We start from the raw sequence: 23,823 nt of genomic DNA, 5'->3' as shown, positions 1-23,823 counted from the left end.
ATATGAAACGGGTATTAAGCCTTGTCATTTTATTAGTCAGCTTTTATGTCTCTGCACAAGAGATTAACTGGATGTCAATGAATGACGCTTTAGAGGAACAAAAAAAGGAGCCTAAAAAGATTTTTGCAGACATTTATACAGATTGGTGTGGGCCATGTAAATTAATGGATAAACGTACTTTTACGAACAAGAAATTAATTGAATATGTAAATGAACATTTTTACGCTGTCAAATTTGATGCAGAAGGAACTGAAGAAGTGAATTATCAAGGGTTTGATTATAAAAATCCAAATCATGATGCTTCAAAATCTGATAAGGCAAGAAATAGTCAGCACTTTTTTGCTCATGCTTTAAAAGTTCGTGCTTATCCAACGGTTGTTTTCTTTGATGAAAACTCTGATGTGATTTCGCCAGTTGTCGGCTACAAAACTGCTCAACAGCTTGAAGTATTTCTCAAAATGATTGCTGAAGACGAGTATAAAAATGTGACAACAAAAGAAGAATGGGAAGCTTACCAATCAAATTTTAAGGCAACTTTTTAAACTTGCTCAATTCAAGAGCACCATTTTCATAAATCGAATGGAAATCAATATTGTATTTTTCGCATGTTGATTTCCATCGGTTTAAATAACTCCTATAATTGCTTGCATCAGCGATAATCAACTTCGGTTTGGTTGAGCTTATAAAACGCTCCAGATTTATTTTTGGAGAACTTCTAAGTAGAACGTAATCATTAAGATGATTTTTTTCATAAGCGCCAAGTGAGTCTATCACTAAGAGACTTTTATTTTGGTTAAGCTTATAGATATTTTTTAGAGGTCTTTCCTGAATTGTTTGAATTCCTTTCAACTGCGCTAGACTCTTCGTAGCATAATCTTTCTCTTTACTTTCAGTTATGGAATCCTTATAAACAATCATTTCTGAGCCATTAATTTCTATTATTAAAGATTTGTTATAGCTTTTTAATACAAATAAATCTGATTGATTTTTATATGTTTTATAAGCATTTAAAAACACAATGAGGAAAGCTGAAACACTGATGTTCAAAAATGTATAAGATCTAATTTTAGATTTATTATCCCATACCAAGAGACTGATTAGTATTAACAAACTTGTCCATAACATGGCTTTATTGAAATAGATATTTGCAAATATAAATTGATCTTGGACAGCGACCCATTCAATAGCCTTAAGGAGAGTTTCTAAAATAAAACTATAAGCAACAACTAAAGGTTTAATCATCAAGCCTAATAAGCTTAAAACAATACTGAAAATTCCAAAACCCAAAATAATTCCCAAAAACGGAATCACTATAATATTAGCTAGCCAAAATAGGGCAGAAGCTTGATTAAAGTAATATAAAAGCAAAGGTAGAACACTAATTTGTGCGATGATAGAAACGCTCAAAACGTCCCAAATGATTCTGTCTAAAAAATAGCGTGGTTGATAGATTTTTTTAAGCCTTGGGTGAAGTATCAGAATTCCTAAAACAGCTGTAAAACTCAATTGAAAACCAACTTGAAATAAGTACTGAGGTTGGTAAATAAGCATGAGTAAAAGTGCAACACATAAAATGTTGACAGTGCTTGTTCGTCTTTGAAGAAAATAGCTAAAACTTAAAATGCTAAACATCAATGTAGCTCTAACAACTGAAGGTGACAAACCTGCTATAAAAGCAAAACCCCAAAGACCAATAATGACGATAAGAGGTCTTGCAAGTCTCGTTAATCGGTTATAAAGCGTAAAATACGTTAGCCAATGCAAGAAAATTAAGATGATACCAACGTGTAAACCTGATATAGCTAAAACGTGGATAACACCTGAATCTTGAAAATTTGAGAGTGTTTCTTTACTGATGTTGTCACGACGCCCAAGCAACATTGCTTCAATTAAGTTTAAAGGTTCTCCATTAAAACCAGCATTTTCTAATTTGTTTTTAATAATAAACCTTACTTCATCAGCGTGAGATTTTAGTGAATAATTGAGTTTATAAACTTCAATATATTCGTTCTGAGTGTCTAAAGTTGCATAGACAGACTGAAATTTCATGTACGCTTTATAGTTGAATCTTTGTGGATTTTGAGGAGAGTTTAAATCTTTAAAAGTCGCAATCCCATGAATTTGATGACCAATTTTGAGTGGTTTGTTAAGGGAATCTTTTTTAACTTTTAAAAGTATTTTACCACGATTGTCTTGAGAGTTGATCTGAAATAATTCGAGATAATACTTATCATTATAAGCGTTAGCTTTTAGAACTTCAGTAATTTCTCCTTGAAACTGAACAGGCGTTTGATGACTTATATCGCTTTGTGCGTAATGATTTTTTTGAAGTAGTGGAGACTCTAATTGTGCACGCGCGTACCCGATAAAAAAAAGCATTAAACATGCTAAGCCAAAAAATATAAATGACAGCTTTAGATTTCTTTTGATAATAAAATAGCTGACGATGAAAACACTAGAAGTGGAGATAAATATCAAAGCCTTGTTTTGGATTTCGAAATGAAAACCCAAAGCAACTCCTACACATAAAAATAATGTGAGGATGATTAAGTTGATATTTAAAAATTTCAAGTTCTACTTTATATAGCGCCTAAGCTCGGCAAAGGCTTTGTTCCAATAAGGATTTTCGGTAGAAGAAATAATAACGCCACTTGATGTGCTTGAGTGAATAAAATCAACAGCATCACCATTAACTTTAGTGACGATACCAACATGGTTTTTCTTTCGAGAACGTTTAGAGGTTCTAAAAAAAACAAGATCTCCAACTTTAGCTTTTCTTAAAGGTTTTCTCTTGCCCGCTTTCAATAAGCCTTTAGTAGAGCGAGGCATTTTGATTCCATATTGATAATAAGATGTTTGGATTAAGCCTGAACAATCCATGCCTCTTGGCGTCGTACCACCGTATTGATATGGAGTTCCTAAATAATTTTTGGCATAATTAACAATCTTTTCTTCTTTGCTAATTTCCTTTGCCATCTTTCTTTTAGATCCGCAACTAGAAAATAGCGTAATAATAAAACTAAAGATAAGAATTAAATAATAAGGATTCTGTTTTTTTACTTTTTCCAAAATTTCCAATTCTTTTTACCGTTAGAGGTATCTTCATTATATCCGTAACCATAGCCATAGTTGTAAGAATAACGCCCCGACTGTTTAACGCCATTAAGAATGATACCAATATTTTTTAATTTCTTATGCTTTTTTAAATCTTTAATATGATCTAATAGTCGTAAATCTGTATAGTCTGCTCTTGTTAAATAAAGCGTGATATCAGCTTTATCGGATATCATTATTGTATCAGTCACCAATATTGTAGGAGCTGTATCAACAATTATATACTTATATTTTTTCTTAGCGTCTTCTATAAATTCATCGAATCTTGAGCTAAGTAGAATCTCAGAAGGATTTGGTGGTATTTCTCCTGAAAGTATAACATCCAAATCACTGTTATTGACATTTTCAATTGTTACATCATCTATTGAAATACTTGTGTCGTAAAGGTAATTACTTAGGCCTTTAACATTCTTATCAAGTCCAAAATAGTTGTGCAATTGTGGATTTCTAATATCACAACCAACCAAAAGAGTGCTTTTTGATTGATGCGCAGTAACTGAGGCTAAATTTATTGAAGCAAAAGTTTTACCTTCACCTTTAGTCGATGAAGTGACATAAATGACTTGGTTGTGCTTTTTTTTCTGGCTTGCAGTTAAGTTGATGAAATTAATGTTTGTTCTTAAAATTCTAAAAGATTCGGCTAGAGGACTTCTATCAGTAGGCGTAATCATATTGAATTCAGAAACATTAGTTAATGGTATTTCACCAACAACAGGAATATCTGGAAGCTCTCTTTTAATTGCATCTGCTGAGTTTAATTTAGTGTCAAGCAAAAACTTTAAGTATAAAATTCCAAAAGGAATGATCAGACCGAGAATTAAAGCAGCTAAAGCAATAATTTTCTTTTTTGGGCTAACAGGATTAGGTTGTGTGTAAGCAAAATCCACAACTTTAATTACGGGTGCTGTAATTGCATAAGTTAAAGTCGCTTCTTCTCTTTTCTGTAAAAGAAATAAGAATAATTTCTCTTTGACTAACCTCTCTCTTTCAATGCTTCTAATCTCTTTTTCTTGATTCGGTATTTTATCAATTGTAGAGCTAAATATTGATTCTCTTGTTCGTGTGTTTTTTAATGATATTTTTAAGCTTTCCGTATAATTATCAATTGATCTATTAATGTTTTTTCTAATCTCTTTTAAACGCTGATCAATTGACTTAATTACTGGGTTGTCTTTAGTAGAAGATACCATGATTTCATTTCTCTCGAGAACTAAATCATTGTATGCTTTAGTTAACGAATTGACCTCATTGCTTTCAATGCCTAAATTAGCAGGTAAAAGACTTATAGATTCTTGGTTGTTGACAAGGTTTTTAAACTCATTTGCTATTTCAACTTGGGTTTCTATTTCAAAACGCTTCATTTCGGTTTTGCCAACCTTTTCGAAAAGCAACTCTGTGTTTCCTTTGATGTCAGTTAAATCATTAGCTTTTTTATAATCAACAATACCAGTTTCAACAGTGTCTAATTCTTCAACAATAAAGTCGAGTCTTTTTTCTACAAAATCCTGTGTTCTTTTGGCAATAAGTCTATTATCATCAACTCCATCTTGATTGAACTGCTTCATCAATTCATCGAGTATGTCTTCGTTTTTGCTTTCGTTTTCTCCTTCAATAATTATTGTGATAATATCAGCTCGTTGATCTACAGTTTCAGTCACTAAATTTTTAGTTAAATTTGTGATTGTCTGGTCCAGATTCGATTTTTTGAAACTATAAGATTTTTCAATGAAGGAAGCTAAATCACCTTTGTAAAAAGGATTTATCCCTATACTGAATTTAATATTGTCAACCTTTTGATTACTATACTCAATAGTGTCTCCAAGCTTTGCAGAAATTTTAAAGTCTGATTCGACTTCAATTAACTTAAAATTACTTTGAGTTTCAAACTTTAGGTTCATCATAGGAAGCTCTTTATAATCAGAGCTGTCGGAAGCAGACCAATCAATGATGTAAGGAACTTGATTGTCCCAAATTTCACGATCTTTAATTGTACCAGATGTGTAATATTTCGTTTGAAGCCTTAAATCCTCTATCACTTTTTTAGCGATACGACGTGACTTAAGTATTTGAATTTCATTATCTAAATTTACAGAGCTCATGTCTATTAATGGAGATGCACCTTGTAAACCTTGAAGATCTAATCCTTCTTGCTCTTTTAGAATTTTGATTTTAGAGCTAGTTTTATATATGGCAGGCGAATAACGCATATACATATATGCTAAGCCTACTGTTATGATAACTGAAATAATAAACCATGGCCAATATTTCAAATATTGAAAAATTGTCTTTTTAATATCCTCACCACTATTGTTCTCAGTGTCTTGGTATGCGTTCTGTTGGTAGTTGTTATCCATATTATCGGGTGATTATAACAATTGCTGATAAAATTACGGAAAGCGCTGATAGTAATGTAGCAGTATTTCCTATAAATCCGGCTTGTTTCACTTTTGGACTGTTAGGTTCCACATAAACAATATCATTAGGATATACGTAATAGTAAGGACTATTAAGCCACCCAGTTTTTGTCATGTCAATTGTTTTTACCTCTCTGCTTCCATTCACCTCTCTAATGATCTTTATATTATTACGTTTTCCATTAATTGTTAAGTCACCAGCCATACCTAATGCTTGCGGTAGAGTCAATAATTCTTCAGAAGATTCATAAGTGCCAGGCTTTTTGACCTCTCCTTCAATTGTGAATTTATAATTAATAATTCTTACCGAAACGCGAGGCATAATTATGAATTTCGAAAGCTTTTCCTGAATTAAACTTGTGATTTCTTGAGTTGTTTTCCCCTTAACATCAATCTTTCCTAATTGAGGATAATTGATTTCTCCATCACTATTGACAAGGTATCCTTGAAGTTTTAATAACTCCATACGTATACTTTGTGTTTGATTTTTGGAAATCTCCGATGTAAATGGAATTACACTCTCAGGATTCAATGCTGACACAGTGATGTGCAATATGTCATTGATTTGTATCTTAGGATGTTTATAAATCTCTTCAACTGACTTAAGTTCAACAGAATCTGAGTCTTGGTAGTATATGATGTTTTTCTTAGGAGCACATGAAGCAAAAACAACAATGGTTAGGATATAATAGAGGTAGTTTTTCATGGATGCAAATATATGTCAAATTAAATTTTACCTAAAAGGATAGCTCAATTAAATAAGGCAGTTACAATAGGATTACTAATTTTTTGTGTAAAAGTAATATTTTTAGATGATTTAAACCATTCAAAAAAATTAAAACATTTTTTTAGAAACTTCAGCATTCACCCATACCAAAAAGTCTTCATCATCCTTGTCAAATGCTTTTGCGGTATGTGAATCAATATCAATTTGACCTATATTTTTACCATTGACAAATAGAGGGATAACAATTTCAGATTTAACATCAATGCTACAAGCAATATAATTATTTTGCGCCTTCACATCATCAACTAAAAAGTTGTCGTTTGAGACTGCTACCTGGCCGCAAATACCTTTGCCAAAAGGAATGATGGTGTGCTCAGTTGGTTCACCTGCAAAGGCTTTTAAAATTAATTCTTCTTTATCTTCGTTTTGAAAATAGAAACCGACCCAGTCATAATGCGAAACTTCAGCTTTTAGAAGTTCACATATCAATCTCAATTTTTCGTCTTGGTTCACATCTTGTTTCTCTATAAGGCTTGAAACCCTGTGTTTAAGTTCATTAAATTCCATTACTTTTTTTCTGCAAAAGTATTTATATTTGGCTGAGTCTTCATGAAGATTTCTATATTTTTGCTTAATCATACCAATCTCTTTTACATAATGCGTCTTTTACAAAAGAATAAACCTGTTATCCGCTTTTTGCTTACATTCTTTGGGAGTTATTTGATACTTGCATTTTTATATAATCTTTATTTGAATAATGCCAGCTCTCAGAAATATTATCCTGAATTTATCACACATATTGTCGCCTTACAAAGTCAGGATTTAATTGAAGCGTTTGGTTACGAGACCAAATCAATTCCAAGTGATTATGATCCTTCAATGCGTATTGCAGTTAATGGTGATTACGTTGTCCGTATTGTTGAAGGTTGTAATGCCATCAGCGTTATGGTTCTTTTTCTTGCTTTTATACTTGCTTTCAAGAAAGACTGGAAATCAACTTTGCTTTATATTTTTGCAGGCTTAGTTATTATTTATGCCTTAAATATTTTACGGATTGCTTTATTAACAATTGCGATTTACGAATATCCAGAATACACAGATCTCCTTCACACCACCTTGTTCCCTGCGTTTATTTATGGTGTTGTTTTTATACTTTGGTTTATTTGGATTCGTAATTTTAGACCTAAAACCTCACCTAAAGATGTTTAAATTTTTACGTTACACATTGGTTGTTTTACTCTTTATTGCTTTAGCAGCGATACGTTTTTTTGACCAAGATATATTCGGCAGCGAGTTAAGTGTTTTTTTTGCTACAGAATTCAGTTATGCTGAACCGCCTGTATTTGATGTTTTTCATGAATTAACTCAAATTACATTAAGGTTTCTATTGAATAGTGTCATCTCTTTAGCAATTATTTTTTTATTATTCAGAAGTAAAAGAACATTAAAATTTGCAGCTTTACTGTATGCAATTAATTATATCGTTTTAGCGCCAGTATTAGTCTACTTTCTCACAAATTTGACTCAAGGTGAGTATTTTTATCTGTTTTATACAAGAAGGTTTTTGGTTCAGCCAGTTTTAATCATCATTTTGATACCTGCATTTTATTATCAAAAAATGATGTCACAACAAAAAGAATAACAGATTTATTTGCGACCAAAGTCAGCAGGGATTTCTCCCCATTCTTTAGTGTTCCATTTTAAAATAACAGTATTGTAAGAGTTTGTTTTCAGCCAGTTTTCCGCTCGTGCAATTAATTCAAAAACTTTAGCATTAACAGCTGTTTCTTTTAATTTGGTTTTGCACTTTTTCTGTCTCACCCAACTCATCGCAATTTTAGAATCAGAGTAGATGGCAAGCTGACTGTTTTTACTTTTCAAAAAAGCTAAACCATGTACTAAAGCCAAGAATTCACCAATATTATTTGTTCCTTGTTCAAAAGGACCAATTTTAAAAAGTTCTTCTTTTGTTTTTGTTATTACGCCGCGATATTCCATTTTACCAGGATTTCCACTTGAAGCAGCATCGACTGAAATACTTTTAAAATTAATGTCAGCTAAAGCTTTTTGACTTAGCTGATTTTTAGTTTTATGATATTCGAAAAAACCTTTTTCAAGCGCGGACTTTGCTTCTTCTAAAGTTTTAAAAGATTTGTACTTGGCAGATTTATAGTTTTTAATCATCTTTTTACAATCGTCCCAAGATTTATATATACCGGGTTCCCAGCCATCCCAAACAACATAGAATTTTTTCTTAGCCATTTTTTAAGAAGATAAAATTTGATGAATAACTTGAGGGAAATACTTGTATTCTAACTCATGAATCTTTTCGGCTAGACTTTCGGGCGTATCGCTTTCAGAAACACTAATTTCATGTTGAGATATTATTTTACCATCATCATAAATAGGATTCACATAATGAATGCTAATACCAGATTTCACTTCCTTATTTGCAATAACAGTTTCATGAACTTTAGATCCATACATGCCTTTACCACCATATTTTGGTAATAAAGAAGGATGAATGTTAATGATTCTGTCAGGAAATGCATCGATGATACTTTGAGGTATTTTTAAAAGAAAACCTGCTAAAACAATAAGATCTGGTTTGATTTCTTTTAGAAGAATTAAAACTTCATCAGTTTTTGAAAAAGCTGATTTAGTGAAACAAACAGGTGTAATACCTAAACGATTAGCGCGTTCTAAAACCTTTGCATCTCTTTTGTTAGAAAAAATATGCGTGACCTCAATATCTTCATAAGATTTGAAATAATTGAAGATATTGACTGCGTTAGTCCCATTTCCTGAAGCGAAAATGACGATTTTTTTGGTTTTTTTGGGAGAATTCTGATCCACGATAAAAAAATTATTAAGCTGTAAAGCTAACAAATATCAATGATTAATAATTTTTTATAGGAAAAAAGGAGACATTTTTTTAATTAAAACTTGTTTTAGAATAAAGTTTTATATTTTTGCCCACTAAACTAAACTTAAAAAAATAAAATCATGTCAGACATTGCATCAAGAGTAAAAGCAATTATCGTTGACAAGCTAGGTGTTGACGAAAACGAAGTTGTAACTGAAGCTAGCTTTACTAACGACTTAGGTGCGGATTCTTTAGACACCGTAGAGCTTATTATGGAATTTGAAAAAGAATTTGATATTCAAATACCAGACGATCAAGCTGAAAATATTTCAACTGTAGGTCAAGCTGTAGATTACATCGAAAAAGCAAAATAACAAAGCATTACATGGAACTTAAGCGTGTTGTTGTTACAGGTCTTGGTGCACTGACGCCAATTGGTAATTCTATCTCAGAGTATTGGGAGGGCTTATCAACTGGTAAAAGCGGTGCTGCGCCTATTACTTATTTTGACACAGAGCACTTCAAAACTAAGTTCGCTTGCGAGATTAAAAATTTCGATACCAAAGATTACTTTGATAGAAAAGAAGTTAGACGTTTAGATAAATTTGCCCAATATGCCATGGTTGCTTCAGATGAAGCAATTGCTGACTCAGGTATCGATTTAGATACTGTTGATAAATACAGAGTTGGTGTGATATGGGGTGCTGGAATCGGCGGCTTAGAAACTTTTCAAAATGAAGTTTTAAATTTTGCAAAGGGTGATGGTACACCGCGTTTTAATCCATTTTTTATACCTAAAATGATTGCAGATATTGCTCCTGGTAATATTTCAATCAAACACGGCTTCATGGGTCCAAACTACACAACAGTTTCGGCCTGTGCATCTTCGGCTAACGCTATGATTGATGCTCTAAACACAATCAGACTTGGAGACAGTGACATCATTGTTACAGGTGGTAGTGAAGCTGCGGTAACCCAAGCAGGTATGGGTGGTTTTAATGCAATGCACGCTCTTTCAACTCGAAATGATGATCCTGAATCTGCCTCTAGGCCATTTGATGCAACTCGTGATGGGTTTGTGTTAGGTGAAGGTTCTGGCGCATTAATTCTAGAAGAATATGAGCATGCAAAAGCACGTGGTGCAAAAATTTATGCTGAAGTTATCGGTGGAGGTCTCTCTGCTGATGCACATCACATGACGGCGCCTCATCCCGAAGGACAAGGTGTAATCGCTGTGATGAAAAACTGTCTTAAAAATTCAGGACTCAGACCAGAAGATGTCGATGCGATCAACACGCATGGAACATCAACTCCATTAGGAGATGTTGCTGAGTTAAAAGCCATTAAAGAAGTCTTTGGCGACCATGCTAAAAATATTAATATCAACTCAACAAAATCTATGACAGGCCACTTGTTGGGAGCAGCTGGAGCTATTGAGGCGATTGCCTCTATCTTAGCGATGCAAAATAACCTTGTGCCGCCTACGATAAATCACTCTACTGTTGATGAAAATATTGACGCTAAACTGAACTTAACCTTAAATAAAGCTCAAAAACGCGATGTTAAAGTTGCATTGAGTAATACTTTTGGGTTTGGTGGTCACAACGCTTGTGTCGCATTCAAGAAGTACGAATAATATTCATAATTTAATATGAATTTTATCAATAAATTATTTAGGAAATCCCGTTCAAAACCGAACGGGATTTTTTGTGAAAATCTCGAAAAAATTATTGAATTCGAGCCACAATCTTATGCCCATTATTATCGTGCTTTTATGCATTCATCTATGCAAGAAAAAGATGAAAATGGTTCAGATCTCAATTATGAACGCTTAGAGTTTTTAGGTGATTCGGTTCTCAATACAGTGATTTCAAGCTATTTATTCAAACATGCGCCCCAAGGAAATGAGGGTTATCTGACTGTTATGCGATCTAAAATAGTGAGTAGAAAGCATTTAAATCTTATCGGAGAAGAGCTGGGACTTCTCAAATTATTGATGCGTAACATTCCTGATCATCAATTGGGTAAGAATATCACGGGTAATATTTTCGAAGCCCTAATTGGTGCAATTTATTTAGATCAAGGTTATCTTTTTTCAGAAAGATTTATTCAAAAATGTCTTATTGATAAATACGTGGACTTGAATGAACTTGAAAAGCGTGTGACAAGCTATAAAAGTTTAGTGATCAAATGGTGTCAGAAAAATAAACACGAGTTTGAGTTTTGTACTAAAGTTGATAATGGTTGTGATGAACAACAACACTTTTCTGTTTGCTTTTATATAGATGATGAGGTCGTTTCTAAAGCAAGAGAAACTTCTAAAAAAAGGGCAGAAGAAAAAGCTGCTAAACGTGCTTATTATGCCTTGCAAAATGAGATTAAAACCAAGGCGCTTAATATTTAAGGCATTTCTTTTAGGTATAGTTTAACCATATAAACTGTGTTTAAATCAAGATTTTTCTTAAATTCAAACTTTCGTTGTTTTAGGGTTAAGTTTGTTTTTTTTGACTTTTAAATTCATGTGTTTTGTCAACTAAAAAAATACTTTATTTGGATGATTCTTGTAATGAAGATTTTAAATTGATCTCTATCCAAACAAGTTTAGAAGCACACCAAGTTGCCTATCTTATCAATAAGTATTTTAAAGTGAGTTTTAAGAGATCTGACAAGGACTTACAGCTAAAATATAATGAGCAAGAAAGAGCTAGCTTTATTTGTTTCGATTTTTATGATTCTCATTGGGATTGCCAAATGTTTTTGGTGTCTAATAAATGCTTTATAGAAACCTTAATTACTAAGAATGATGACTTTTTATTTGATCATCACTCTACTCAAACCTTTTACTTGCTTAAAAACCTAAAACACACCGATTATCTTATCAAAGTTGAAGATGAAATGAATATCTTTGACAGTGCTAAAATTCTAAAAATTCTGCATCAAATTAATGGCATTCAAAGTGCTTCTTTAATTGATCAGAGTTTAATTGTAAATCCAGAATATTTAATTTTTAAGTAATGAAAACATCTAAAAAGACTAAAATAGTATCGACACTAGGACCTTCAACAAGCAGTAAAGAAACGCTGAAAGCAATGATGGAAAAAGGTGTTAATATCTTTAGAATTAATTTCTCTCACGCAAGCTACGATGACGTTAAAGAGCGCGTTAAAATGATACGTGAGCTCAATGAAGAATATGGCTTTAATGTTGGAATTCTAGGAGACCTTCAAGGACCGAAACTTCGCGTTGGGAAAATGAAAGATGAGGTTGTTGTTAGTGAAGGTGACGAAATTTACTTTGTAACTGGTGAAGAGTTTGAAGGCACAAACGAACGCGTTTACATGAATTACGAAACTTTTCCTCGTGATGTTCAGAAAGGTGAGCGCATTCTTTTAGATGATGGTAAACTTATCTTTGAAGTCGTTTCAACGAATAAAACCAATGAGGTTAAAGCTAAGGTTATTCAAGGCGGACCGCTTCGCTCTCGTAAAGGTGTAAACTTACCAAACACCAAAATATCTCTTCCTGCTTTAACAGAGAAAGATATTAAGGACGCTATTTTCGCTTGCGAACTAGAGGTTGACTGGATGGCGCTTTCATTTGTAAGATATGCAAGCGATTTAAAAACTTTACAAAAACTCATTAAAGAACATAGTGATCACAAAATCCCTATTGTTGCTAAAATAGAAAAACCGGAAGGTGTTAAGAATATTGATAAGATTATCGCTTACTGTGATGGCTTAATGGTTGCTAGAGGTGATCTCGGTGTTGAGGTTCCTGCGCAAGAAGTTCCTTTAATTCAGAAAGAACTTGTGATGAAAGCTAAGCAGGCAAGAATTCCTGTGATCATTGCAACACAGATGATGGAAACCATGATTACAAGCTTAACACCAACTCGAGCTGAGGTGAATGATGTTGGGAATTCTGTTATGGATGGTGCTGATGCTGTAATGCTAAGTGGTGAAACTTCTGTTGGGAAATATCCTGTACAAGTGATTGAGAAAATGGCTCAAATTGTAAGAGCTGTTGAAAATTCATCAATGATTCGTGTTCCTCATGAACCACCTTATATCAAAACTAAAAGATATATGACAAAGTCTGTGTGTTATCACGCGGCTTTAATGGCAAATGAAATTGAGGCAAGCGCAATTTGTACGTTAACAAACTCCGGATATACTGCGTTCCAGATTTCAGCTTGGCGACCAAATGCTAATGTTGTAGCCTTTACTTCTAATAAGAGAATCTTAACGCAGTTGAGTTTACTTTGGGGAGTGACAGCTTATTATTACGATAAATTTGACTCTACTGATCAAACAATTAAAGATATCAACCAGCATGTTGTAGATAACAATTATGCAAAAAAATCAGACTATGTGATCAACTTAGCGTCTATGCCAATTGAAGATAAAGGAATGGTAAACACATTGCGTGTTTCAAAAATCAAATAGAAAAAATCTCAAATTATACAGAAGAGCCTCGTTGAAATAACAACGGGGCTTTTTTATTGCCCAGAAATCACGAGTACAAATTCACCTTTGGGTTTGTGAGTTTCAAAATGTGATAGCATTTCTTTGATGCTTCCTCTCAGCGTTTCTTCGTAAAGTTTTGTGAGCTCACGAGAAATGGAGACTTGTCTATCTTCTCCTAAATGTTCTCCCAAGTTTTTTAGTGTTTTTATCAGTTTATAAGGAGACTCATAAAGTATAAAAGTTCTTCTTTCTTTTGCGAGTTCTTCTAGTTTTGTTTGTCTTCCTTTCTTGACAGGCAGAAAACCTTCAAAAACAAATTTATCATTGGGTAAACCGCTATTGACAAGTGCAGGGACAAAAGCCGTTGCACCAGGTAAAGACTCTATCTGAACATCAGCAGCTATACATTCGCGTACCAATAGAAATCCAGGATCAGAAATAGCTGGAGTTCCCGCATCACTGATTAAAGCGTGAGTTTGTCCATTTTTAATGGCTTTAATAATAATGTCCGTTTTATGATGTTCATTGTGTTGATGATAGCTTTTCATTGGCGTATCTATCTCAAAATGTTTGAGTAGTTTTCCACTAACACGTGTGTCTTCAGCCAAGATGATATCAACATCTTTCAGCGTTTGAACGGCTCTAAAAGTCATGTCATTGAGGTTGCCAATCGGCGTAGGAACAAGGAAAAGTTTTGACATTAAGCTTCGAATTTTCGTTTGAGTAAATTCATAAAACGTTTGTAAGTGTCAGCTTTATCTTCCCAATTGTTATACTCTGGTTTGATATTGTGGTCGATAAAGTTTTGAGCCTCTTCAAATGAATTTAACGTGCTAATTTGAGACATGACTCTGTTGTAATCTTCTACATTATTATCAAAAAGCGCTTTTGTAAAGGCCAATCTGTCATTTAATCCTATTTGAAAACCAACTTGAAGGCGATCATTTAAAGATTTTTTATCTTGATTAAACAGATCAATTGTGCGTTTAGGTTGTTGCTTCTTAATATTATCTGGTAGAGGTTCTTCCTGTGTTTCTTTTTCTCGATGCGAGCTGTTTTCAACTTCAGGCTCACTATTTTTTTCCTCCAAAGTTTCAGATTTGTACTCTTGTTCGTCTTCCTTTTTAGGTTCAAAAAAAGGCAAGTCGTCAAAGTGAACTCCAAAATCTTGTTCAAATGACGATGCTTCTGAAGCTTTCTCCTCAGTATTTTGTTCGGTTTCTGATTCCTGTTTTTCTTTTGGAGAGCTATCAACAGGTTGCTCATCATCTATTTCACCCTGATTAGTTTGAAGTTCTTCTTGAGTTTGAAAGTCTTGTTTTTCTTCTTCTTGAGTTGGTTTTTCTTGTATTGTTTCCTCTTCGTCAGCTTTTTTCTCAACTGACTCTTGAGTTTTGTCTTCTAAATCTTCTTGAGAATCCTCCTCTTCTTTTTGCTGATCAACTTCCGTGTCTTGATGAAGCTCTTGTTTTTCTTCAAGTTCACTAAAATCAGTTGCAGATAACTTTTTAAATTGATTCATTAAATAATCAACTTGTTCAGCTTCCGGTGGCATGTGAGAAACAATATCTTTTATTTTTTCTGTATTGGGTTCAGAAATTGGCTCAGGGTTATATTCTGTGCCATCAGGACTTCTATGATCTCCATCTTCATCAATATGCGAATATTGAGAATAAAAAGCATCAGAAAATTCTGTCTTTCCTATCGTGGGCTTGATTCCGCCAAAATGTTTTTCTGCAAAAGATAAAACGGCTAATTTTTCATAAAGCATTCCTGCTTCTTTTTTTAATTGGTGTATGTCTGCTCTGCTTTTTAATTTTAAAATCCTGTGAGCCAAACTAATCAATTCATCTTCTAAAACTCTTTTCATAACTTTTACCTTTCGCTTTGTAATTACGCTTAATTTTTTACTAATTTTAGCAGTTGGAAAGTGAATCTCAACTTTAATTTTAAACGCCTAAATTACAAAATGTTTCTCGAAAATACAGTAAATCCTGATGAGCAATTTGGTTGGATAGAAGTGATTTGTGGAAGTATGTTTTCAGGAAAAACTGAAGAACTAATCCGTAGATTGAAACGTGCCCAGTTTGCCAAACAAAAAGTCGAAATCTTTAAACCAGAAGTTGATCGACGCTATGATGATGCTGATGTTGTGTCTCATGATTCTAATGCCATTAGGTCAACACCAGTTCCAGCAGCAGCTAACATACGTATTCTTGCAGATGATTGTGAAGTGGTCGGGATTGATGAAGCGCAATTTTTTGACGACGAAATTGTGAGTGTTTGTAATGATCTTGCCAATCGTGGCGTTCGTGTTGTCGTTGCTGGCTTGGATATGGATTTTAAAGGCAATCCTTTTGGGCCGATGCCGCACTTAATGGCAACCGCTGAATACGTGACAAAAGTTCACGCAGTTTGCACACGCACAGGAAATTTAGCACAATATAGTTTTAGAAAATCTACACAAGACGATTTGGTTTTATTGGGCGAAACTGAAGCTTATGAACCTTTAAGTCGTGCGGCTTTTTATAGAGCGATGCGAGAAGAGAAGCTTAAGAATAAAGAAAATAAGATTAACGAGTCTGAATAATAAATGACAACAAAAGAAACCCGATTAATTATTGACTTAAAGGCTTTGGCTGAAAACTATAAAACAGTTAAAAGTCAATTGAAGCCTGAAACGAAAATAATGGGAGTTGTCAAAGCTTTTGCTTATGGCACGGATTCTGAAATTATCGCTCATAAATTAGTCGATTATGGTGTTGATTATCTTGCTGTCGCTTACACTGAAGAAGGCGTGAGGTTGCGTAACTCTGGCATACAAACGCCAATATTGGTTTTTTATCCTCAAATCGAAGAATTGTCTAATTTGATTGATTACCGCTTAACACCAAGTGTTTATAGTTTCAATTTCTTAATTGGACTTAACAAGCATCTAAATGAATTGGAAACAATTGATTTTCCAATTCATTTAAAAATCAACACAGGCTTAAATCGATTGGGTTTTGATCTCGATGAGCTCGATGAAATTTATGAAGAAATACAAACGAATAAACGAGTTAAATTATCTGGTTTGTTTTCTCATTTGGCAGCTTCCGGTACTGCTTCTCAAGTTGATTTTACAAAGCAGCAAATTGAGAAATTTCAAATAGCACGTCAATTTTTCATTCATAAATTCGGAGAAACTTTCGTATCACATCTATGTAATTCTAGTGGTATTTTTAATTATCCAGAGGCGGAATTTGATATGGTGCGTGCAGGTATTGCACTCTACGGTTATGGTAATAATGAAGCTGAAAACGCTCAACTCATTCCTGTTTCAAACCTAAAGACTGTGATCGCTCAACTTCGTACAATCCAAAAAGGAGAAAGCGTGGGATATGAGCGAATGTTCAAAACGGAGAAAGAAGCAAAAATCGCTACTTTACCTCTTGGTTATACAGATGGTATTGCACGTCAATTTGGTAATGGAAAAGCTGAGATATTGGTGAATGGACACAAAGCGCCAATTGTTGGGAATGTCTGTATGGATACGCTCATGGTTGATGTGACAGGGATTGATTGTCAAGAAGGTGATGATGTTACTATCTTTGGAAAAGAACATTCAGCAGTCAGCTTTGATAAATTTCAGCAAACTATTCCTTACGAAATCATCACACGAATCTCACAACGTGTCACACGTGTTATTGAGATTTGAATTATCACTCTACTTTTTAAATTCACTTTTATGACGTTAATAAGTTGTATTTCAAATAACATCGATTTAAGGAATAGCCTTATTAAATCCGTGAAAAAAATGTTACATTCGCAAGAAATTGTTTAATAATCAAATAAAATAAAGAATAATATGAGTGATATTGCTAAGAATTTCGGCATTGATAAAGCGCTTAAAGATTTAGGTCTAGAGCAAGAAAATAAAGGAACTTCTACAGGAACAGAATCTTTTGCAAATGGTGAAATGATTGAATCTTTTTCTCCTGTTGATGGCGCTTCAATCGGAAAAGTACAAGCGACAACTCAAGAAGATTATGAGAAAGTTATTACAACTGCTCACAAAGGATTTTTAGAGTGGAGAACTTGGCCAGCACCAGCACGTGGTGAAGTTGTTCGTCAGTTTAATGATGAATTAAGGCGCCTAAAAGAACCTTTAGGAAAACTTGTTTCTTATGAAATGGGTAAATCTTACCAAGAAGGTTTAGGTGAAGTTCAAGAAATGATTGATATCTGTGATTTTGCAGTTGGACTTTCTAGACAATTACACGGTTTAACAATGCACTCTGAGCGCCCAGGTCACCGCATGTACGAGCAGTGGCATCCTTTAGGTGTTGTTGGTGTTATTTCTGCGTTTAACTTCCCAGTTGCAGTTTGGTCGTGGAACACAGCTCTAGCTTGGGTTTGTGGTGATGCTTGTATCTGGAAAGGTTCTGAAAAAACACCGATGACTTCAGTGGCTTGTCAAAAAATTGCTGCACGTGTTTTTGAGAAAAATGATGTGCCAGCAGGAATTTCATCTTTAATTACTGGTGATTATAAAGTCGGTGAATACATGACGAATGACAAACGTATTCCTCTCGTATCTGCAACAGGATCTATCAGAATGGGGAAAATTGTTGCACAAGCTGTCGCTAAAAGATTAGGTAAATCACTTTTAGAATTAGGAGGAAATAATGCGATTATCGTCACACCAGATGCTGATATCAAAAATACAGTGATTGGTGCTGTTTTTGGCGCAGTTGGAACTTGCGGACAAAGATGTACATCGACACGTCGATTGATTATACACGATTCAATTTATGATAAAGTTAAAAACGCAATCGTAGATGCTTACAAGCAAATTAAAATAGGCAACCCACTTGATGAAAATAATCACGTTGGTCCATTAATTGACAAAGATGCGGTTAACAATTACCTCAATGCTTTGAAAAAAGTTGAAGAAGAAGGTGGTAAAGTTTTAGTTGAAGGCGGCGTTTTAGAAGGTCAAGGTTATGAAAGTGGTTGTTACGTTAAACCAGCAATTGCTGAAGCTGAAAATGATTATGAAATTGTGCAGCATGAAACTTTTGGTCCTGTTCTTTATATTATGAAATATTCAGGCGATGTCAGCAACGCTTTAGATCTACAAAATGGTGTTGTTCAAGGACTTTCTTCTGCAATTATGACAAATAATTTAAGAGAAGCAGAACGTTTCTTATCTGTTGAAGGATCAGATTGTGGTATTGCTAATGTTAATATTGGAACATCAGGTGCTGAAATTGGCGGTGCTTTTGGTGGTGAAAAAGAAACTGGCGGCGGCCGTGAATCAGGTTCTGATGCTTGGAAAGTTTACATGAGAAGACAAACAAATACAATTAATTATACAACTGAGTTGCCTTTAGCGCAAGGAATCAAGTTCGATTTATAAAGCTCAGTTTTTATTATAAAAGCCCTGAAAGTTTCAGGGCTTTTTTGTTTTTACAAATTTTAGCATTCTTAAAAACGAATCTGATAATAAAAATCAATATTTATATGTAAATTGCTTTAATTCAGGTGTTTGTGTTTTATTTTTGAAACAAAATAATATTTTAGCAGTATAGTTTTTTGTTTAAGAGTAAAAATCATTTTAATTTGCATTGTTTTTTATTTCTCAAAAATCAATTTTAAAGCTGTCATTAGACGCTAAATATTCAAAGTATGAATCAAACTAAAGCAGCGATAACAGCTGTCGGCTCTTATTTGCCAGACCATGTTTTAACAAATAAAATGTTAGAAGATATGGTGGAAACAAACGATGAATGGATAACCACCCGAACAGGAATTAAGGAGAGACGAATTCTTAAAGATGAAGGGAAAGGCTCATCATATATGGGAATTAAAGCTGCTGAAAACTTGATTGAAAAAGCAAACCTTGATCCTAAAGAAATCGATCTTGTTTTATTTGCAACCGCCACACCTGATATGCCTGTCGCGAGTTCGGCGGCATATACAGCGACAAAAATTGGTGCAACTAATGCTTTTTCTTACGATTTACAAGCAGCCTGTTCGAGTTTTTTATTCGGCATGTCAACAGCTTCTTCATATATAGAATCTGGTCGTTATAGAAAAATTCTACTAGTTGGTGCTGATAAAATGTCATCAATTATAGATTATACAGATCGCGCAACTTGTATTATCTTTGGTGATGGTGCTGGTGCAGTTTTATTTGAGCCAAATAAGGATGGCTTTGGTTTGCAAGATGAGATTTTGCGTACCGATGGAATTGGGCGAGAATTTTTAAAGATTGACGCTGGTGGTTCGCAAATGCCAGCAACTGAAGAAACAGTTAAAAATAAGCAACATTACGTCTTTCAGGATGGGCGAACAGTTTTTAAGTTTGCCGTCTCTAATATGGCTGATGTGAGCGAAAAAATAATGCTACGCAACAATTTAAAAGCTGATGATGTCAGTTGGTTAGTTGCGCATCAAGCCAATAAACGCATCATTGATGCAACATCAAAAAGAATGAACTTAGACCAAGAAAAGGTCTTGATGAACATACAGCGTTACGGGAATACAACTTCCGCAACCTTACCTTTATTATTAAGTGATTACGAAAAACAGTTAAAAAAGGGTGATAATATTATCTTTGCTGCATTTGGAGGAGGATTCTCATGGGGATCAATCTACTTGAAATGGGCTTATAATACTAAATAACTCACAAAAACTTAAACTATGGAAATTAAACAAATTCAGAACCTTATTAAATTTGTAGCGAAATCTGGAGCAAGCGAAGTTAAGCTTGAAATGGATGACTTTAAAATTACGATCAAAACAGGTTCAGAAGATAGTGGAGAGCGAACAGTCGTTCAGCAAATCCCAATGGGAGCAATGCCACAGCAGCAAATGTCAGCTCAACCTCAAGCGACTGCACCTGCTCAGGCAGCACCTCAAGCCGATGCGACATCTGAAAATCCTTCAGGTGATGATAAATATATTACTGTTAAGTCTCCAATTATCGGAACTTTCTACAGAAAACCTTCACCAGATAAACCAGCTTTTGTAGAAGTGGGTAGTCAAATTAACGAAGGTGATGTGCTTTGTACAATTGAAGCTATGAAATTATTTAACGAGATTGAAAGTGAGGTCTCAGGTAAAATCGTCAAGGTGTTAGTTGATGATTCTTCTCCTGTTGAATTTGATCAACCTTTATTTTTAGTTGATCCATCTTAAATTGATGTTCTCTTCTAACAATTTACTTTTTAATCTTTATTAAAAGAAAAGCCTATGTTTAAGAAAATATTAATCGCAAATCGCGGCGAAATAGCTTTAAGAATTATTCGCACTTGTAAAGAAATGGGCATCAAAACTGTTGCTGTCTATTCTACTGCTGATAAGGAAAGCTTGCACGTAAGGTTTGCTGATGAAGCTGTTTGTATTGGACCGCCAGCCTCTAGCGAATCATACTTGAAAATACCAAATATTATTTCAGCTGCTGAAATTACCAATGCAGATGCAATACATCCTGGATATGGTTTTTTATCTGAAAATGCCAATTTTTCAAAGATTTGTGCTGAACATGACATCAAATTTATCGGTGCTTCAGCTGAAATGATTGAGAAAATGGGAGACAAAGCAACAGCTAAAGCAACCATGGAAGCTGCTGGCGTGCCTTGTGTTCCAGGTTCAAAGGGAATTATAAAAGACTTTGAAGACTGTAAAAAAACCGCTAAAAAAGTTGGTTATCCTGTGATGCTTAAAGCTACTGCTGGTGGCGGTGGTAAAGGAATGCGAGCTGTTTGGAGCGAAGATAAACTTGAAGCAGCTTGGGAATCAGCAAGACAAGAAGCTAAAATTGGGTTTGGTAATGATGATATGTATATGGAGAAGCTTATTGAAGAGCCACGCCATATTGAAATTCAGATTGTTGGAGACCAAACAGGAAAAGCTTGTCACTTATCTGAAAGAGATTGCTCAGTGCAAAGACGTCACCAAAAATTAACTGAAGAAACACCTTCTCCTTTTATGACTGATAAACTCAGAAAGAAAATGGGAGATGCAGCAGTAAAGGCCGCAGAATATATCAGTTATGAAGGTGCCGGAACAATTGAGTTTCTCGTGGATAAACACAGAAATTTCTATTTCATGGAAATGAATACGAGAATTCAAGTTGAACACCCAATTACTGATGAAGTCGTTGATCATGATTTGATCAAAGAGCAGATTTTAGTTGCTGCAGGTGTACCAATTTCTGGTAAAAATTATTTCCCTAAACTTCATTCTATCGAATGTCGTATCAATGCTGAAGATCCTTACAATAACTTTAGACCTTCACCTGGGAAGATCACAACATTGCATATTCCTGGTGGTCATGGTGTCCGTGTGGATACACATGTTTACAGTGATTATGTGATTCCACCCAATTACGATTCTATGATTGCAAAGTTGATTGTGACTGCACAAACACGTAAAGAAGCGATTAATAAAATGCGTCGTGCATTGAGTGAATTTGTTATTGAAGGGATTAAAACAACAATTCCATTTCATCGTTTGTTAATGAAACATCCTGATTATGTTTCTGGTAATTACACAACAAAATTTATGGAAGATTTTAATATGCCTGAAGAACCTAAAGGTGATTATGAAGACGATGATGATGACGAGTAGAATATAAAAAGATTTATCTTCTGAAATCGCACTTTCTCAAGTGCGATTTTTTTTATGCAATTTTTTAGAGAACTTTAGCATTTGGAAGCTTGAGCTGAGATGATATCATACCCTCATCAAAATCTTTATTACTAACTTTGCAAAATAATTTGAAACCATGTTTGACAACACAGAAGATAGTAAAACAAAATTATCAGAGTTAGGTGAATTCGGATTGATAGATCATTTAACACAGCACTTTAAAATTAAACACCCAGACTCTACTCTTAAAGGAATTGGCGATGATGCTGCTGTGATAGATCATCAGCACAAAACTCTTGTAACAACAGATTTTTTGGTTGAAGGTGTGCATTTTGATTTGTCTTACATGCCGCTAAAGCATTTGGGTTATAAAGCTGTGATGGTTAATCTATCCGATGTTTATGCGATGAACGCCGAAGCAAAACAAATAACAGTTTCTATCGCATGCTCAAATCGTTTTACTGTTGAAGCGCTTGAAGAAATATATGCAGGAATTACAAAAGCTGCGGATTTATATAATATAGATGTGATTGGAGGAGATACAACTTCATCTGTCAAAGGTTTACAAATCAGCATCACTGCTTTAGGTGAAGCAAAAGAAGAAGATATTGCATACCGAAATGGTGCTAAACCAAACGATCTACTAGTCGTGACTGGTGATATTGGTGCCGCTTATTTAGGTTTGCAAATTCTAAAAAGAGAAAAAGAAGTCTTTAAGGTGAATCCAAATTCACAACCTGATTTAACTGAATACACTTATCTTATCGAAAGACAGCTGAAGCCAGAGGCAAGAAAAGATATTCCTGAACTCTTGAAAAAACTTGAAGTGAAGCCAACTTCAATGATAGATATTAGCGACGGACTTTCTTCTGAAATCATGCACATCTGTAAAAGTTCTAAAGTTGGTGCTAATCTATATGAAGATAAAATTCCTCTTGACCCTAAAGTTATCTCGACTTGTGAAGAGTTTAACTTGGATAGCACAACTGTTGCTTTAAATGGAGGTGAAGATTATGAATTGCTCTTTACGATTAGTCAAAATGATTATGAGAAAATCAAAGCTAATCCGCATTTAACAGTCATTGGCCACATGGTTGAAGAAAAAGAAGGGATTCATTTAATCTCAAGGATGAATACAAAGATTCCTATGCAAGCAAGAGGTTGGAACACAGTTGATGAAGATGAATAATAATGTTAATGAGTTTGTCTTTGATAAGGTTAAATGTATCTTTGTGAATTAATTAGAATTAATCTAAAAAAGGATGATCAAAGTAAGTGAAACAGCAAAGCAAAAATTGAAAGCCTTAATGGCTGAAGAAGGCTTTAAGATTGACAACGACTTTGTACGTGTTGGCGTAAAAAGTGGCGGATGTTCTGGATTGTCTTATGATTTGAATTTTGATAAAAATCATCAAGAAAAAGATAAAGTATTTGAGGATAATGGCGTAAAAATAGTCATTAATAAAAGTAGTTTTTTATATCTCGTAGGTACAACACTAGAATATTCAGGAGGTCTTAACGGCAAAGGTTTTGTTTTTAATAATCCAAACGCACAACGCACATGTGGTTGTGGCGAAAGTTTTTCATTATAAAAAA

Annotated in this window: 25 protein-coding genes; 16 read left to right on the top strand and 9 right to left on the bottom strand. The window is 34.2% G+C overall.

Going from position 1 to position 23,823, the window contains the following annotated elements:
- Positions 1-2 precede the first annotated feature (2 nt).
- Positions 3-542 carry a thioredoxin family protein gene (locus BLV84_RS01975; RefSeq protein WP_093238693.1) on the top strand — a complete coding sequence of 180 codons (540 nt, stop codon included), beginning with the start codon at positions 3-5 and terminating at the stop codon, positions 540-542.
- On the opposite strand, the gene BLV84_RS01970 is transcribed toward BLV84_RS01975, so the two are convergent.
- The 5 genes from BLV84_RS01970 to BLV84_RS01950 form a co-directional block, all read right to left on the bottom strand.
- On the bottom strand, positions 526-2,478 hold the full coding sequence (locus BLV84_RS01970) for a ComEC/Rec2 family competence protein (RefSeq protein ID WP_394330489.1): 1,953 nt from the start codon (positions 2,476-2,478) through the stop codon (positions 526-528). The genes BLV84_RS01975 and BLV84_RS01970 overlap by 17 nt on opposite strands.
- A gap of 96 nt (positions 2,479-2,574) precedes the next feature.
- Positions 2,575-2,976 (bottom strand): C40 family peptidase, encoded by a 402-nt coding sequence (locus tag BLV84_RS01965; RefSeq protein WP_093238687.1) that lies wholly within the window; start codon positions 2,974-2,976, stop codon positions 2,575-2,577.
- 80 nt (positions 2,977-3,056) lie between these two features.
- Entirely contained in the window at positions 3,057-5,468 is a 2,412-nt protein-coding gene (locus BLV84_RS01960; RefSeq protein WP_093238685.1) for a GumC family protein, read from the bottom strand.
- Position 5,469: 1 nt separating this feature from the next.
- Positions 5,470-6,234 (bottom strand): polysaccharide biosynthesis/export family protein, encoded by a 765-nt coding sequence (locus BLV84_RS01955; protein WP_093238682.1) that lies wholly within the window; start codon positions 6,232-6,234, stop codon positions 5,470-5,472.
- A gap of 129 nt (positions 6,235-6,363) precedes the next feature.
- Positions 6,364-6,822 (bottom strand): GAF domain-containing protein, encoded by a 459-nt coding sequence (locus tag BLV84_RS01950; RefSeq protein ID WP_093238811.1) that lies wholly within the window; start codon positions 6,820-6,822, stop codon positions 6,364-6,366.
- Positions 6,823-6,912: 90 nt separating this feature from the next.
- On the opposite strand from BLV84_RS01950, the gene xrtF reads away from it, so the two are divergent.
- Positions 6,913-7,464 (top strand): exosortase family protein XrtF, encoded by a 552-nt coding sequence (gene xrtF / locus BLV84_RS01945; RefSeq protein WP_093238679.1) that lies wholly within the window; start codon positions 6,913-6,915, stop codon positions 7,462-7,464.
- On the top strand, positions 7,457-7,897 hold the full coding sequence (locus BLV84_RS01940) for an exosortase F system-associated membrane protein (RefSeq protein ID WP_159429378.1): 441 nt from the start codon (positions 7,457-7,459) through the stop codon (positions 7,895-7,897). The genes xrtF and BLV84_RS01940 overlap by 8 nt, the downstream gene beginning before the upstream one ends.
- A 5-nt stretch (positions 7,898-7,902) precedes the next feature.
- Here BLV84_RS01940 and BLV84_RS01935 read toward each other — a convergent pair whose 3' ends face one another.
- Positions 7,903-8,517 (bottom strand): ribonuclease H1 domain-containing protein, encoded by a 615-nt coding sequence (locus tag BLV84_RS01935; protein ID WP_093238673.1) that lies wholly within the window; start codon positions 8,515-8,517, stop codon positions 7,903-7,905.
- 3 nt (positions 8,518-8,520) lie between these two features.
- Positions 8,521-9,111 carry a phosphoribosylglycinamide formyltransferase gene (purN, locus tag BLV84_RS01930; RefSeq protein WP_093238808.1) on the bottom strand — a complete coding sequence of 197 codons (591 nt, stop codon included), beginning with the start codon at positions 9,109-9,111 and terminating at the stop codon, positions 8,521-8,523.
- A gap of 150 nt (positions 9,112-9,261) precedes the next feature.
- Between purN and BLV84_RS01925 the strand changes: the two genes are divergently transcribed.
- The 5 genes from BLV84_RS01925 to pyk all read left to right on the top strand — a co-directional run bounded on the left by BLV84_RS01925 (position 9,262) and on the right by pyk (position 13,566).
- Positions 9,262-9,495, top strand: coding sequence for an acyl carrier protein (locus BLV84_RS01925; RefSeq protein WP_093238670.1), 234 nt, complete (start codon positions 9,262-9,264; stop codon positions 9,493-9,495).
- A gap of 11 nt (positions 9,496-9,506) precedes the next feature.
- A complete protein-coding gene (gene fabF / locus BLV84_RS01920) occupies positions 9,507-10,757 on the top strand; it encodes a beta-ketoacyl-ACP synthase II (RefSeq protein ID WP_093238667.1) in 1,251 nt (416 codons plus the stop codon).
- A 15-nt stretch (positions 10,758-10,772) separates the two neighbouring features.
- Entirely contained in the window at positions 10,773-11,525 is a 753-nt protein-coding gene (rnc, locus tag BLV84_RS01915) for a ribonuclease III (RefSeq protein ID WP_093238664.1), read from the top strand.
- A gap of 122 nt (positions 11,526-11,647) precedes the next feature.
- The gene (locus BLV84_RS01910) at positions 11,648-12,136 is read left to right on the top strand and encodes an IPExxxVDY family protein (protein WP_094030645.1); all 489 of its coding nucleotides are present in this window, start codon (positions 11,648-11,650) and stop codon (positions 12,134-12,136) included.
- Positions 12,136-13,566: a pyruvate kinase gene (pyk, locus tag BLV84_RS01905; protein ID WP_093238658.1), complete on the top strand. Its 1,431-nt coding sequence runs from the start codon at positions 12,136-12,138 to the stop codon at positions 13,564-13,566. Before BLV84_RS01910 ends, pyk begins: the two co-directional genes overlap by 1 nt.
- 53 nt (positions 13,567-13,619) lie before the next feature.
- On the opposite strand, the gene rsmI is transcribed toward pyk, so the two are convergent.
- A complete protein-coding gene (rsmI, locus tag BLV84_RS01900) occupies positions 13,620-14,288 on the bottom strand; it encodes a 16S rRNA (cytidine(1402)-2'-O)-methyltransferase (protein ID WP_093238656.1) in 669 nt (222 codons plus the stop codon).
- A complete protein-coding gene (locus tag BLV84_RS01895; RefSeq protein ID WP_093238653.1) occupies positions 14,288-15,457 on the bottom strand; it encodes a hypothetical protein in 1,170 nt (389 codons plus the stop codon). Before BLV84_RS01895 ends, rsmI begins: the two co-directional genes overlap by 1 nt.
- A 99-nt stretch (positions 15,458-15,556) precedes the next feature.
- Between BLV84_RS01895 and BLV84_RS01890 the strand changes: the two genes are divergently transcribed.
- The 8 genes from BLV84_RS01890 to BLV84_RS01855 all read left to right on the top strand — a co-directional run bounded on the left by BLV84_RS01890 (position 15,557) and on the right by BLV84_RS01855 (position 23,819).
- Entirely contained in the window at positions 15,557-16,177 is a 621-nt protein-coding gene (locus tag BLV84_RS01890) for a thymidine kinase (protein WP_093238650.1), read from the top strand.
- A gap of 3 nt (positions 16,178-16,180) precedes the next feature.
- Positions 16,181-17,284 (top strand): alanine racemase, encoded by a 1,104-nt coding sequence (alr, locus tag BLV84_RS01885; RefSeq protein ID WP_093238646.1) that lies wholly within the window; start codon positions 16,181-16,183, stop codon positions 17,282-17,284.
- 150 nt (positions 17,285-17,434) lie between these two features.
- Positions 17,435-18,988, top strand: a complete 1,554-nt coding sequence (amaB, locus tag BLV84_RS01880) for an L-piperidine-6-carboxylate dehydrogenase (protein ID WP_093238642.1) — start codon at positions 17,435-17,437, stop codon at positions 18,986-18,988.
- Between the two features lie 269 nt (positions 18,989-19,257).
- Positions 19,258-20,256, top strand: coding sequence for a beta-ketoacyl-ACP synthase III (locus BLV84_RS01875; protein WP_093238638.1), 999 nt, complete (start codon positions 19,258-19,260; stop codon positions 20,254-20,256).
- An 18-nt stretch (positions 20,257-20,274) separates the two neighbouring features.
- Positions 20,275-20,772 (top strand): acetyl-CoA carboxylase biotin carboxyl carrier protein, encoded by a 498-nt coding sequence (gene accB, locus BLV84_RS01870; protein ID WP_093238635.1) that lies wholly within the window; start codon positions 20,275-20,277, stop codon positions 20,770-20,772.
- A 54-nt stretch (positions 20,773-20,826) separates the two neighbouring features.
- Entirely contained in the window at positions 20,827-22,206 is a 1,380-nt protein-coding gene (accC, locus tag BLV84_RS01865) for an acetyl-CoA carboxylase biotin carboxylase subunit (protein ID WP_093238632.1), read from the top strand.
- Positions 22,207-22,363: 157 nt separating this feature from the next.
- Positions 22,364-23,416 (top strand): thiamine-phosphate kinase, encoded by a 1,053-nt coding sequence (gene thiL, locus BLV84_RS01860; protein WP_093238629.1) that lies wholly within the window; start codon positions 22,364-22,366, stop codon positions 23,414-23,416.
- Between the two features lie 73 nt (positions 23,417-23,489).
- Positions 23,490-23,819 (top strand): HesB/IscA family protein, encoded by a 330-nt coding sequence (locus BLV84_RS01855; RefSeq protein ID WP_093238626.1) that lies wholly within the window; start codon positions 23,490-23,492, stop codon positions 23,817-23,819.
- The last annotated feature ends 4 nt before the right edge of the window (positions 23,820-23,823 follow it).

It is taken from the genome of Psychroflexus halocasei, assembly GCF_900107595.1.
GTDB lineage: Bacteria > Bacteroidota > Bacteroidia > Flavobacteriales > Flavobacteriaceae > Psychroflexus > Psychroflexus halocasei.
This window is presented reverse-complemented; position numbering and strand designations above follow the sequence as displayed.